The 13,209-nt window shown below is 64.8% G+C and carries 14 protein-coding genes; 13 read left to right on the forward strand and 1 reads right to left on the reverse strand.

Translation table 11 applies throughout. The features are described 5' to 3' along the window. The first annotated feature begins 22 nt into the window (after positions 1 to 22). From ATJ78_RS09765 to ATJ78_RS09785, 5 genes are read left to right on the forward strand one after another with little or no spacing between them, the layout of a single operon-like run. A complete protein-coding gene (locus ATJ78_RS09765) occupies positions 23 to 1,063 on the forward strand; it encodes an aldo/keto reductase (RefSeq protein WP_211288454.1) in 1,041 nt (346 codons plus the stop codon). Between the two features lie 40 nt (positions 1,064 to 1,103). Further along, positions 1,104 to 2,468, forward strand: a complete 1,365-nt coding sequence (locus tag ATJ78_RS09770; RefSeq protein ID WP_098409312.1) for a M16 family metallopeptidase — start codon at positions 1,104 to 1,106, stop codon at positions 2,466 to 2,468. 7 nt (positions 2,469 to 2,475) lie between these two features. Next, positions 2,476 to 3,078, forward strand: coding sequence for a histidine phosphatase family protein (locus ATJ78_RS09775; protein WP_098407425.1), 603 nt, complete (start codon positions 2,476 to 2,478; stop codon positions 3,076 to 3,078). A 46-nt stretch (positions 3,079 to 3,124) separates the two neighbouring features. Beyond that, on the forward strand, positions 3,125 to 3,862 hold the full coding sequence (dapB, locus tag ATJ78_RS09780; protein ID WP_098407426.1) for a 4-hydroxy-tetrahydrodipicolinate reductase: 738 nt from the start codon (positions 3,125 to 3,127) through the stop codon (positions 3,860 to 3,862). Further along, positions 3,859 to 4,314 carry a hypothetical protein gene (locus tag ATJ78_RS09785; RefSeq protein ID WP_098407427.1) on the forward strand — a complete coding sequence of 152 codons (456 nt, stop codon included), beginning with the start codon at positions 3,859 to 3,861 and terminating at the stop codon, positions 4,312 to 4,314. The genes dapB and ATJ78_RS09785 overlap by 4 nt, the downstream gene beginning before the upstream one ends. Before the next feature lie 29 nt (positions 4,315 to 4,343). Here the strand turns inward: ATJ78_RS09785 and ATJ78_RS09790 are convergent, their stop codons facing one another. Continuing rightward, positions 4,344 to 4,772, reverse strand: a complete 429-nt coding sequence (locus tag ATJ78_RS09790) for an OsmC family peroxiredoxin (protein WP_098407428.1) — start codon at positions 4,770 to 4,772, stop codon at positions 4,344 to 4,346. Between the two features lie 119 nt (positions 4,773 to 4,891). Between ATJ78_RS09790 and ATJ78_RS09795 the strand changes: the two genes are divergently transcribed. From ATJ78_RS09795 to ATJ78_RS09830, 8 genes are all read left to right on the forward strand, one after another. Then, a complete protein-coding gene (locus ATJ78_RS09795) occupies positions 4,892 to 5,653 on the forward strand; it encodes an SDR family NAD(P)-dependent oxidoreductase (RefSeq protein WP_098409313.1) in 762 nt (253 codons plus the stop codon). 32 nt (positions 5,654 to 5,685) lie between these two features. Further along, positions 5,686 to 6,663, forward strand: coding sequence for a 4-hydroxy-tetrahydrodipicolinate synthase (gene dapA, locus ATJ78_RS09800; protein ID WP_098407429.1), 978 nt, complete (start codon positions 5,686 to 5,688; stop codon positions 6,661 to 6,663). Between the two features lie 38 nt (positions 6,664 to 6,701). Further along, positions 6,702 to 8,378 (forward strand): ribonuclease J, encoded by a 1,677-nt coding sequence (locus ATJ78_RS09805; protein WP_098407430.1) that lies wholly within the window; start codon positions 6,702 to 6,704, stop codon positions 8,376 to 8,378. A gap of 64 nt (positions 8,379 to 8,442) precedes the next feature. Next, positions 8,443 to 11,157: an FtsK/SpoIIIE family DNA translocase gene (locus ATJ78_RS09810; RefSeq protein WP_098407431.1), complete on the forward strand. Its 2,715-nt coding sequence runs from the start codon at positions 8,443 to 8,445 to the stop codon at positions 11,155 to 11,157. Between the two features lie 7 nt (positions 11,158 to 11,164). After that, positions 11,165 to 11,734, forward strand: a complete 570-nt coding sequence (pgsA, locus tag ATJ78_RS09815; protein ID WP_098407432.1) for a CDP-diacylglycerol--glycerol-3-phosphate 3-phosphatidyltransferase — start codon at positions 11,165 to 11,167, stop codon at positions 11,732 to 11,734. Next, a complete protein-coding gene (locus ATJ78_RS09820; protein ID WP_245836274.1) occupies positions 11,731 to 12,234 on the forward strand; it encodes a CinA family protein in 504 nt (167 codons plus the stop codon). Before pgsA ends, ATJ78_RS09820 begins: the two co-directional genes overlap by 4 nt. 148 nt (positions 12,235 to 12,382) lie before the next feature. Continuing rightward, on the forward strand, positions 12,383 to 12,691 hold the full coding sequence (locus ATJ78_RS09825; protein WP_098407433.1) for a helix-turn-helix domain-containing protein: 309 nt from the start codon (positions 12,383 to 12,385) through the stop codon (positions 12,689 to 12,691). A 68-nt stretch (positions 12,692 to 12,759) separates the two neighbouring features. After that, on the forward strand, positions 12,760 to 12,984 hold the full coding sequence (locus ATJ78_RS09830) for a DUF3046 domain-containing protein (protein WP_098407434.1): 225 nt from the start codon (positions 12,760 to 12,762) through the stop codon (positions 12,982 to 12,984). Positions 12,985 to 13,209: the final 225 nt, after the last annotated feature.

The following is a 13,209-nucleotide window of genomic DNA, read 5'->3' on the forward strand; positions in this document are numbered from 1 at the left end:
ACCGAACAGCAGGAGGGGGCTCATGACGGTACGGCAGGTGGGCGGCGGCGGAACGCAGAACGCAGCGGTGCCATGCTCACGACCAGACGAGGCGGTCGACGTTCGCTCGGAGACATACGTGGGAACCCCGACGGTATCGATGCCTGTGCGGAGACTCATTGCGGGAACCGACATCGCGGTGTTCCCCGTCGCGCTCGGGGGAAGCGTCTTCGGCTGGACAGCAAGCGCCGACGACACCCAGACGATCCTCGATCGCTATGCTGCCGCTGGCGGCAACTTCATCGACACAGCCGATAGCTACGCCTCTGGCCTCAGCGAGGTGCAGATCGGACGCTGGATGAAGCTCAATCGGAACCGCGACGCGATGGTCGTCGCGACGAAGATCGGCAGGCATGCCGACTATGCTGGCTTGGCTCGTTCAACCATCATGGCCGCCGTCGACGCGAGTCTCGAACGTCTCGGCACGGACCGGATCGATGTGCTGTACCTGCATGCAGACGATCCGGCGACGCCGCTCGAAGAAACCCTCGGCGCAGCGCGCGATCTGATTCAGGCAGGAAAGGTTCGCGCTCTTGGAGCATCCGACTTTCCCGTCGAGAAGCTCGTTGAAGCGCGCATACTCGCGGCAGCCGGATACCCGAAGCTGACGGCGTTCGAGACCGAGTACAGCCTCGCGAACCGTTCCGACTTCGAGGGCGACCGATCCGTCGTGGCGACCGGGCAGGGCCTCGCGGTCATGCCGTACTTTGCGCTGGCCAGTGGGTTCTTGACGGGCAAATACCGGTCGCGCGCGGACTTCACGGAAACAACGCGCGGGTCTCGTGCGGCCGCGCACTTCACGCGACGCGGATCCCGGATTCTGCGGGCCCTCGACTCTGTCGCCGCTGCGCACGGCGTCGGACCCGCGACGATCGCCCTGGCGTGGCTTCTCACGCGACGACCCGTGTGTGCGCCCGTCGTGAGTGCCTCCGAACCCGATCAGGTTGACGCCCTCGTTGCCGCACCGCGTATTGCGTTGAGTCGGTCGCAGCTGCTTGAGCTCGACCGGTCATCGCGAGCGTGACGGTCACCGTCGTTCGACCGAGCCGACTAAGCTGGACTCGATGAATTCTGCTGTGCCCTTGCCACTCGATCTCCCGGAACTGGACTTCGAGGCCGCCGGGGGAACCCGAATCCGGCGCAGCATCCTTCCCGGGGGCGTGCGCGTGCTCAGCGAAGCCGTTCCGGGCGCCCGGAGTGCGACGATCGGATTCTGGGTCGCGGTCGGCTCGCGCGACGAATACCACGCGACGGCGACACCGTCGGGTCATGGATCGACGCACTTTCTCGAGCACCTGCTGTTCAAGGGAACGCCGACGAGGAGTGCTCTCGACATCGCTGTGGCGTTCGACTCGGTCGGCGGCGACAGCAACGCCATGACCGCCAAAGAATTCACGTGCTATTACGCGAAAGTCCGCGACTCCGACGTGCCCATGGCCATCGGGGTGCTCACCGATATGGTCACGAGCTCTGTCATCGACGGCGGTGAATTCGAGACGGAGCGCGGCGTGATCCTCGAAGAGCTCAGTCATGCTGCAGACGACCCGGGCGATGTCGCGGGAAACGCCCTGTTCGAGGCCGTCTTGGGGGAGCACCCGCTCGGACGCCCCGTCGGCGGAACCTCCGAAACCATCGAGCAAGCGACGCGCGAGGGCGTGTGGGATCACTACCTCCAGCATTACCGCCCCAACGAGCTCGTCATCTCTGTGGCCGGCGCCGTCGACCATGAGGAGCTCCTCACGCTCGTCACGCGCTCGCTCGACGTCGCCGGCTGGGAGCGCGACGTCGACGCGAAACCCGTTTCGCGGCGTGCCGACACTCCAGCGCGTCTGGCCGATACGCGTTCGCTCACGACGATTCCGCGGCCGATCGAGCAAGTCCACCTCATGCTGGGAATGCCCGGCCTCATCGCCACCGACCCTGACCGCGTCACGCTCAGTATGCTCAACGCCGTTCTCGGCGGCGGTATGTCGAGCCGGCTGTTCACCGAGATTCGCGAGCGCCGCGGCCTTGCGTATTCGGTCTACTCCTTCGCCGGCTCCCACTCGGATGCGGGAATGCAGGGAATGTATGCCGCGTGCGCGCCTCGGAACGCAGCTCAGGTCGCCGACCTCATGCGAGCCGAGCTCCAGAAACTCGCGGACACACCCGTGTCCGACGACGAACTCGCCCGCGCATATGGCCAGCTTTCCGGCCGCGCAGCGCTCGGACTGGAAGACTCGGACGTGCGCATGTCGCTCCTCGGACGCGCCGAGATCACGCTCGGCGAGTATCTCGATCTTGATGAGAATCTGCGTCGGCTCGCGCGCGTCACCGCGACCGACATCGCCGACATGGCGGCACGGCTCGTGGCGCAGCCGCAATCTCTCGTCGCTGTCGGAGCGGTCGATGACGACCTCTTCGCCAACGTCGACACACGCAAGGAGTGATTCGCACGTGTCACAGTACGTGTACCTCGTCAGGCACGGGGAACAGCAAGATGCCGAGCACGGCCTTCCCGACGGTCCGCTGTCGCCTCGAGGCCGACGGCAGGCGGAGCTTCTCTCACAGCGTCTCGGGGGCGTGCCGTTCACGAGCGCACACCATTCACCACTGCAGCGCGCAGCTGAGACCGCATCGATCATCGGCGAACGTCTGCCCGCACTCAAGCTCGCTCCCTCATCGCTTTTGTTCGATTGCATTCCAACGGGCGAGACCGACGAGACGCCGTCTGCCTACCACCCGTTCTTCGGGGCGGTCACCGACGAAGAGATCGAAGCGGGGCGCGCGCAGATGGCGGATGCTGTCGCCGAATTTCTCGGTCCGAAGAAGGGCGAGAGCCACGATCTTCTGATCACGCACAACTTCGTCATCGCCTGGTTCGTGCGCGAGGTCCTCGGCGCCCCCGAGTGGCGGTGGATGACGCTCGACCAAGCGCACTGCGGCCTCACGATCATTCAGCGCAAACCAGGCAGGCCCTGGTCGGTGCTGACCCACAACGACCTCGCGCACTTGCCCGTCGAGCTGCGGACGGGTCTACCCGAACAGCTGCCCGTGTGATGATGGCAACGGGGCGCGGCGATGTCTCGATTGGTAGATTGGGATCATGACAATTCGCGTCGCACTGGCCGGAGCACACGGCACGATGGGGACGCTGTTCGACAGCATCCTCTCTGATATCGCCGACGTTGAGGTGGTGGCGCGGCTCGGGCGATCAAGCAGTCTCGACGAGCTTGATCATGCTGATCTCGTCGTCGACGTGACGCACCCGGAGGCGAGCCGAGCGATTGTCGAGCACGCGGCGCGCAACGGCGCCCAGGTGCTCGTGGGCACGTCAGGGTGGTCAGAATCGCGCATCGCCGAACTGCGCGGCTCGATCCCCGACGACGCTGGCGTACTGATCATTCCGAACTTCTCGCTCGGCTCGGTGCTCGGCACGACGCTCGCGACGATCGCGGCGCGCTTCTACTCGTCCATCGAGATCGTCGAAAGCCATCGGGCATCGAAGGCGGACTCGCCGAGCGGAACCGCTGTGCGTACGGCAGAGCTCATGACTGCCGCGCGCGCGGGGCTCGGGCCGGTCGAAGCCCCGCACACCGAACAGAGGGCGCGCGGGCAGGAGGTCGCCGGTATTCCCGTGCACAGCGTGCGGAGGCAGGGGGTCGTCGCGCGGCAAGAGGTGCTGTTCGGGGGGACGGGCGAAACGTTGAGCGTTATTCACGACACCGTCGATCCCAGCGCGTACGAGCGCGGCATCCGCTTGTCTCTCGATGCCGTGCGCACCGTGCGCGGCCTCGTCGTGGGTCTCGAGAACGTTCTCGATCTCGGAATCACCCGCGCATGAATGCTCGTGTCGGCGCCATCGCGATGGCCGTCGTTCTCGTGCTGTATCTGGTTCTCGTCGGGCAGCGCGCCGTGCAATTCGTTCTCACGGGGGAGCCGATCGCTGTCGCGATCGGAGTCGCGCTCATCGTGCTGCCGCTCGTCGGCGTGTGGGGTCTGGCGAAGGAGCTGCAGTTCGGCGTCAAGTCGGGGCGACTGGCGACCGAGCTCGATGACGCCGGCGAGATGCCCGACGACCTTCCCGTGCTTCCCAGCGGTCGCATCGACCGTGCCGCAGCCGATGCCGCGTTCCCCGCCTACCGCGCTCGCGCAGAAACGGAGCCTGAGAACTGGCGCGCCTGGTTTCGTCTCGGACTCGTCTATCGCGGGGCGGGGGACTCGCGGCGAGCACGCGCCGCGGTGCGCCGAGCGATTCGCCTGCATGACGCAGAGACGAAACGGGCCGGTCGGTAGAAACCGACCGGCCCGCGCTCGAGCCTGCGTTACGCGAGGCTTGCCTCGAGAGTGATCTCGACACCCGCGAGCGCCTGCGACACGGGGCAACCGCCCTTTGCCGCCTCAGCGAGACGCTGGAACTCGTCGTCGGAGATGTTCGGCACCTTCGCGTTCACGAGCAGGTGGCTTCCCGTGATCTTCGGCCCCGATGGGTCAAAGGTCACGGCGGCGGTGGCTTGAACGCTCTCGGGCGGGAATCCGGCATCGACGAGCGTGTTCGAGAACGCCATTGAGAAGCAGGCGGCATGCGCAGCGCCGAGGAGCTCCTCTGGCGTCGTTGTCGACTCTGATCCTTCGGAACGCGCCTTCCAGTCGACGGCGAGCGATGCGCTCTTCGACGAGTCGAGTGACACCGTGCCGTTCCCCTCGAAGAGAGTGCCGTTCCACACTGTTGTGGCTTCGCTTGTGACAGCCATGCTTCCTCCGTTCTTGCGGGGTGCAGTGCACCCACCTGGCGAATCGCTTCGCTTCGAGCCTATCGACTCGGCTTCCCCGTGGCGATGGGTTCGTTAGCATGATTTTCAAGGAGGCGACGATGGCGCGAGGCGATGAGACAGCGATAGTGACCGGAGCGACGTCGGGTCTCGGCGCTCAATTCGCAGAGCAGCTGGCTCTGCGCGGCTTCGGTCTGGCCCTCGTCGCGCGCAACGTCGCGCGGCTGAAAGACGTGCAGGCGAACTTGATCTCCCGCTACGCCCTTCCTGTCGAGATCCTGCAGGCAGACCTGGTCACCGACGACGGCATCGCCGCGGTCGAGTCACGCATCGCCCACAGACCGCCGAGAGTGCTCGTGAACAACGCCGGTTTCGGATTGAGGGAGCCGTTCGACAAAGCAAGCATTGAGGCCGAAGAAGAACATCTCGACATTCACGTGCGCGCTCCCATGCGCCTCATGCACGCCGCACTGCCTCCCATGCTCGAGCGCGGTGCTGGAAACATCATCAATGTGGCCAGCGTCGCCGCGTTCACGCCGCGCGGCACCTACGGAGCCGTGAAATCCTGGACCGTCTCGATGTCGCGATGGGCGAATAACCAGTACCGCGACCGCGGCGTGCACGTCACCGCTGTCTGCCCGGGTTTCGTGCGCACCGAGTTTCACCAGCGGCTCGGGGCCGGTCTCGACGACGTTCCGTCGTGGATGTGGCTCGAAGCGGATGCCGTCGTGGCGACGGCCCTCAAAGACGCCGGTCGCGGTCGCGCCGTGTCGATCCCCTCGGCGCGCTACCGGGCGATCGTGTCGGCGAGCCGCGTGGTTCCCGCCGCGCTGTCGCAACGGCTGGCCGCGCGCGGTCGGTGACCGAAACTCCCGCGAGCCGGTACCCTAGGAGGGTGACGAACGCAGAGAATCCCTTCGGTCAGGTACTCGTTGCGCTGGTGACTCCGTTCACCGCGGACGGCGAGGTCGATTGGCCTGGCGTCGAGAAGCAGATTGACGACGTCATCACGCAGGGGGCCGACGGAATCGTCGTCACGGGTACGACGGGGGAGACGTCGACGCTCACCGACCCAGAGAAGGTGCGCCTCGTCGAGGTCGGCAAATCCGTCGCCAACGGCCGCGCCAAGATCATCACGGGCGGCGGATCGAACGAGACCGCGCACGCGATCGAGCTCTACAAGGCGAGTGAGCGCGCCGGCGCCGATGGCGTCATGATCGTCACGCCGTACTACAACAAGCCGACGCAGGCAGGAATCCTCACCCACTTCCGGCTCATCGCCGATGCGACGGACCTGCCTGTTGTCCTCTACGACATTCCCGGGCGCACGGGTGTTCCGATCGCGTATGAGACGCTTCTTCGCGCTGCGCAGCATCCGAATATTGTCGCCGTGAAAGATGCAAAGGGGAACTTCGCCGAGGCGAGCCGGGTGCTCAATCAGACAGACCTCATGTACTTCTCGGGCGACGACGCGAACGCGCTTCCGCACCTGGCAATCGGGGCGACGGGCCTCATCGGGGTGACGGCGAACATCACCGCGCGCCCCTATCGAAAGATGGTGGATGCCGTGAACGCCGGCGATCTCGCAACGGCGACGGCTGCGCACCAATCTCTCGAGCCGCTCGTGCGAGCCGTCATGACGCACGTTCCCGGCACCGTGTCGGCAAAGTACATCCTTCACGGACTCGGACGCATCGCGAGCCCGCGCGTGCGGCTGCCGCTCGTCGGACCCGAAGAGGCTGAGGCTGCGCGCATCGAAGACGATCTCGCGCTGATCGGCGACATCGACGGAGCCGACTTCACAAACTTCCGACCCGACCGCAATGCTGCAGCCGGCGGAGCGCTGCCCAAGGTGCACGGCACCACGCGCTGACGCGCGAATCGCAACAACAACAGAACCCAGGAGGGCTTATGCCCAATGCCGTAATCGATCCGCCCGAACTGCAACGCGGCACGCTTCGCGTCATGCCGCTCGGCGGGCTCGGAGAAGTCGGTCGCAACATGACCACCTTCGAGATCGACGGCAAGATCCTGATCGTGGACTGCGGTGTGCTCTTTCCGGAGGAGCACCAGCCCGGCGTGGATCTCATTCTTCCCGACATGTCGCCGATCAAGGATCGTCTCGACGATGTTGTCGGCGTCGTGCTGACCCACGGCCACGAGGACCACATCGGAGCCGTTCCGTACCTGTTGAGACTGCGCTCTGACATGCCGATCATCGGGTCGGGACTCACGCTCGCGCTCACAGAGGCGAAGCTCAAAGAGCACCGCATCAAGCCCTACAGTCTCACGGTGAAAGAAGGGCAGCGCGAGAAGCTCGGGCCGTTCGACCTCGAGTTCATCGCCGTGAATCACTCGATTCCCGATGCCCTCGCCGTCGCCATCAAGACCGACGCAGGTACGGTTCTCGCAACGGGCGACTTCAAAATGGACCAGCTGCCCCTCGATGGCCGGATCACCGACCTTCGCAGCTTCGCGAGGCTCGGAGACGAGGGCGTTGACCTGTTTCTCGTCGACTCCACGAACGCCGACGTGCCCGGGTTCACGCCGCTTGAGCGCTCGATCGGCCCTGTGCTCGAGCAGGTGATCGCCAAGGCACCGCGCCGGGTCATCGTCGCGAGCTTCTCGAGTCACGTTCACCGCGTGCAGCAGGTACTCGATGCCGCGCACGCGAACGGACGACGTGTCGCACTGCTTGGTCGGTCGATGCTGCGCAACATGACGATCGCTGCCGAACTCGGCTACCTCCGGGTTCCCGACGGCGTTCTGATCGACTACAAGAAGGCGACCGATATTCCGGACGACAAGATCGTGTACATGTCGACCGGGTCCCAGGGCGAGCCGATGGCCGTGCTCAGCCGCATGGCCAACCTCGACCACGCGATAGAGCCAGGCGAGGGCGACACGGTCGTGCTCGCCTCGAGCCAGATTCCCGGCAACGAGAGCGCCATCTACCGCGTCATCGACGGGCTGACGAAGCTCGGTGCGACCGTCGTGCACAAGGGAAACGCCAAAGTACACGTGTCGGGGCACGCGGCAGCGGGGGAGCTCCTGTACTGCTACAACATCCTGCAGCCGACGAACGTGCTGCCCGTGCACGGCGAATACCGGCACCTCATCGCCAACGCAAAGCTCGCCCAGGACACGGGCATTCCCGAGGCGAACACCTTCCTCGCCGAGAATGGAACGGTCCTCGACCTCCGCGACGGAAAGGTCGATGTCGTCGGACAGGTCGACATCGGATTCGTGTACGTCGACGGCGCCACAGTGGGTGAGATCACGGATTCCGATCTGAAGGACCGACGGATACTCGGTGAAGAAGGATTCATCTCGATCATCGTCGTCGTGGAATCACAGACCGGGCGCGTCGTGTCAGGCCCGGAAATCCACGCGCGCGGCTTCGCCGAAGACGACGCCGTGTTCGACAAGGTGCGCCCGAAGATCGAGGCCGCGCTGACCGAAGCCGTCGGAAACGGAGTGCGCGATCAGCATGCGCTGCAGCAGGTCGTGCGCCGCACGGTCGGCCGCTGGGTGAACACGTCGTACCGACGCCGACCGATGATCGTTCCGCTCGTCATCGAAGCCTGAGCCAGTCTGCCGAACTCCCGCGTCATTACCGCGGAGACGGCATCGTCGCCGGTACCGTTGAAGCATGGCTCCAGGCACCACGTCCTCCGGCCGCAGCCGCAAGAAGACAAGCGGCGGCGGTGCGTCGCGCGCGCAGACAACAACCGCGAAGACGAAGAAGCTCGCACCAGAGCCAGAGCCCGCGAGCGCAAACCTCCTCGTGAAAGCATGGCTTGGTCTCGCGCACGTCGCGGGAGGAGCCGCGCGTGCGCTGGGGCCCGAGCGCATCGAGAAGGATCAGCGTCGAGACGGCATCCCCTTCTTCGTTCTGCTTCTTGCTGTCGCGGGAATGGTCGTGGAGTGGTTCGGCGTGAACGATCCGCTCGCTCAGACGCTCGATGAATGGACGTTCGGGGGAATCTTCGGCAGGCTCGCGTTCGCGCTGCCCGTTGTCATGCTTCTGCTGGCCGTCTGGCTGTTCCGCAATCCCAACCCCGTCAACGACAACGGCCGGGTCGGAATCGGCCTCGGGCTGCTTGTCTTGTCGATCACGGGCATCTGCCACGCCGTCAGTGACCTCCCATCACCGGGTGCGGGCGGTCTTCCCGCACTGTCCGATGCGGGAGGTCTCCTCGGATGGATGGTCGGAGCGCCTCTCGTCTTTCTGATCACGCCGATCGGGGCCGTGATCGTTCTGGGCATCGTCGGCGTGCTCGGCCTGTTCATCGTGACAAAGACGCCGCCGAACAAGATTCCGCAGCGTATTCGGCAGTTCACCGCGTGGATGTTCGGAACCGACCCCGAAGAGGCGGCCAGCGCGAAGAAGGCGAAAGCAGACGAGTCGGATGCCGCGGCAGACGAGTCGCTTCCATGGTGGAGACGTAACAAGAGCGGGCGCGAAACAGATTCGGGCGCCAACGCATCGACGGACGACTTGACCGAGCTTTTGAGCACGAACGAGCCCGACAACAGTGCGTTCGATACTCCCGTCGTACGCGAGCCGGAGCGTCCGGCGTTCGCCCCGACCGACGTTCTTGACGACCTCGACGCCGCGGAGTCGGCGGTGTCCGGGTTCACTCCTGGGGCAGAGTCCCGGGGCATTCACGGCGACGGCGGCGACAACAGCACCGACGATCTTCCCGACGTGCAGTCGCTTGCGCTCCGCGGCGATGAGGGGGCACCGGCAAAGGCGACGGATGCTGACCATCCCTACCGCCTTCCATCGACGGCTACTCTTGCAGCCGGCGCTCCGGCGAAGTCGCGTTCGGCCGTGAACGACCAGGTCGTCGCCGCGATCGCGGGCGTGTTCGAGCAGTTCAAGGTGAACGCGACGGTGACGGGGTTCTCACGCGGGCCGACGGTGACGCAATACGAGATCGAACTGGGCCCTGGCGTCAAAGTCGAACGCGTCACGGCGCTCTCGAAAAATCTTGCGTATGCCGTCGCGTCCAACGAGATCCGCATCCTGTCGCCGATTCCGGGCAAGAGCGCGATCGGTCTCGAGATTCCGAACGCCGACAAGGAGATCGTCGCCCTCGGTGACGTACTGCGCTCTGCCGCGGCAACAACAGCCACGCATCCGATGACCATCGGCGTTGGCAAAGATGTCGGCGGCGGTTTCGTGCTTGCAAACCTCGCGAAGATGCCGCACCTGCTCGTCGCCGGCTCGACGGGGTCCGGTAAGTCGAGCTTCGTGAACTCCATGATCACGAGCCTTCTCATGCGCGCGAAGCCCAGCGAGGTGCGCATGGTTCTGGTCGACCCCAAGCGCGTCGAGCTCGCCCCGTACGCGGGGGTTCCGCACCTCATCACGCCCATCATCACGAACCCGAAGAAGGCTGCAGAAGCCCTCGAGTGGGTCGTGAAAGAGATGGATATGCGCTACGACGATCTTGCGAGTTTCGGTTATCGGCACATCGACGATTTCAACAAGGCGATCGTGAATGGCGAGATCGAGCTTCCAGCGGGGAGCGAGCGAACGCTCAAGCCGTATCCGTACCTGCTTGTCGTCGTCGACGAGCTCGCCGATCTCATGCTCGTGGCGCCACGCGATGTGGAGTCGTCCATCGTGCGCATCACGCAGCTTGCTCGAGCATCCGGAATTCATCTGGTTCTCGCGACCCAGCGTCCCTCCGTCGACGTCGTCACGGGGCTGATCAAGGCGAACGTTCCCTCGCGGCTTGCCTTCGCGGTGACGAGCGTCACGGACTCCCGGGTCATCCTCGACCAGTCCGGCGCCGACAAGCTCATCGGGCAGGGCGACGCGCTCTTCCAGCCGATGGGGTCGTCAAAACCGATCCGCGTGCAGGGCGCGTGGGTCAACGAGAGCGAGATCGAGAAGGTCGTCGCGCACGTCACGGCGCAAGCTCGTCCCGAATACCGCAAAGACGTTCAGCAAGTCGTCGAGAAGAAGGAGATCGATGCAGACATCGGCGACGACCTCGACGTGCTCGTGGCCGCTGTCGAACTCGTCGTCAACACTCAGTTCGGATCAACCTCGATGCTGCAGCGCAAGCTCCGTGTCGGCTTCGCCAAAGCGGGGCGGCTCATGGACCTCATGGAGTCGCGAGACATCGTCGGGCCCTCGGAGGGGTCGAAGGCTCGCGACGTGCTCGTGAGCAAGGAACAATTGGACTCCGTGCTCGCGCGGCTGCGTGGCGAGGAACCGCCGAGCTCTAGCCAACCGGCGCCACCCGCTCCCGAGGGGCCGAACGATCCGGTCGAGCAGCAGTTCGACGGATACGAAACCGTCAATGCCGATGAGTCGGAAGACGCGTGGCAGCTGACGGATCGGGAATAATCGACTTGTGACCACTTCCGCACCGAGCCCGTGGAACCTGCCGAACACGTTGACGGTTATTCGCATCCTGTTCGCTCCGGTCTTCCTTGCCTTTCTGCTTGTCGATGGGGGAGCGGATGCCGCGTTGCGCTGGATCGCGGGCATCCTGTTCATCGTCGGCATTGCAACCGACGGGATCGACGGCCATATCGCACGCTCGAGGGGTATCGTCACAGACCTCGGCAAGCTTCTCGACCCCATCGCGGACAAAGTGCTCACGGGTGCCGCTCTTGTCGGGTTGTCGATTCTCGCTGAGCTGCCCTGGTGGGTGACCCTCGTTGTGCTCGTGCGAGAGATCGGCGTGACGCTGCACCGCATGCTGATCCGCCACGACACCGTCGTCGCGGCCGCCTGGATGGGCAAGCTCAAGACGGTCTTCCAGGGCATCGCGATCTCGTTCGCACTCGTGCCGCTCTGGACGATCGTCGGAGACTGGATCCTCTGGGTCAACGGAGTGCTCATGTGGATAGCCGTGATCCTGACGATCGCAAGCGGCATCGATTATGTGATCACCGCCGTCAGAGGGCGTCGCACGTGACCGATCGGACAGCTGAGCTGATCGGCTCGCTTGCGACGAGAGGGCTGACCATCGGCGTCGCGGAATCGCTCACGGGCGGTGCCGTCTGCGCCGAGCTGGTCCGCCCTGCTGGCGCGTCCTCCGTCGTGGTCGGCGGCATCGTCGCCTACGCGACGTCGCTCAAAGCGCGGATTCTGCAGGTCGACCCAGAACTGCTTGCGGCAGAGGGCGCCGTGCACCCGCTTGTCGCCGCGCAGATGGCTGCAGGCGTTCGCGGTGCAGTCGCTGTCAATGGTGTTCCAGCCGACATCGGCGTGGCAACGACGGGCGTTGCTGGCCCGAGCTCTCAAGACGGCCACGAGCCGGGCACCGTGTACATCGCCGTGGACGGATCACATGGAAGCGCGGTGCGCGCGCTGAACCTCAGCGGCGCCCGGGACGCCGTGAGGGCGGCCACGGTGCTGGCTGTCATCGACCTACTGTTCGAGAGAGTGATTGAGAACGTCGCCGACGGGGAATAGGGAGTGAACCACCATGGTTGTACACGTCAGACTCACACGGAAACAACAGGCGTAAAGCGAACGGCGATCACTAAGCTGGTATGTAGTAATGTTATCGATCCAGCAGCGGAGCCGCCGCTCGACATGACGAGCAGAAAGGAAGGGTCTCATGGTTCTTGTTCGACAGGAAATCGGAGACGTTCTTCGTGACTTCCGTCTGCAGAAGGGGCATACGCTCCGGCAGGTGGCGAGTAAGGCAAGCGTCGCCCTTGGCTACCTGAGCGAGGTGGAGCGGGGCCAGAAGGAAGCATCAAGCGAGATTCTCGCGTCCGTGGCCGAGGCGCTCGAGACACCCATCTCGGTGATCATGCGGGAGGTCGGTGACCGTCTCGCGGTGATTGAGGGCATGGATCCGATCCCCGACACCATTCCCGAGGCGCTTGTCGCCGAGTTGGACGCCGACTTGGTGACGCGCTGACACGCAGAACGTGAGAGAAGGCGTTCCCGAAGTTTCGGGGACGCCTTCTGACGTGCAGAGGAAGAATCGTGAAGCTGAGCGAGTTTAAGTACGCCGTCGCCACTGAATTCGGTGACTCCTACGGTCGGGTTGTCGTCAGAGACCTCGTGTTGCCAAGACTTGGGGGGCGGTCAGCGCAGCAGGCGATCGACGACGGGGTGCGCCCGCGCGACGTTTGGGCCGCGCTGTGCGAGGCCACCGACGTGCCGCCCGAGAGGCGAAGCGGGGTCGGGCTACCGAGTCCGCGGGAGTGATCCGACACGCCGCAACCCCCTCCTCGAACACAGCTTCGAACAGTGTTACGCTCTCCACAAGAGCCACCGCCGCCGAGTTTTCCACCATCGGAGCGGTCGCCGTCGTGAATGTCGGAGGCCGCTCGTACAGTCGAGGGCATCAGCGGCCGCCGCTCCAGCCTTGTCGGAGCACCGGGCCATCCGGGCGCGACAGCCTATAGGCGCACCGATCACCAGAATGAAGGA

It is taken from the genome of Paramicrobacterium agarici (genome assembly GCF_002563955.1).
GTDB lineage: Bacteria > Actinomycetota > Actinomycetes > Actinomycetales > Microbacteriaceae > Paramicrobacterium > Paramicrobacterium agarici.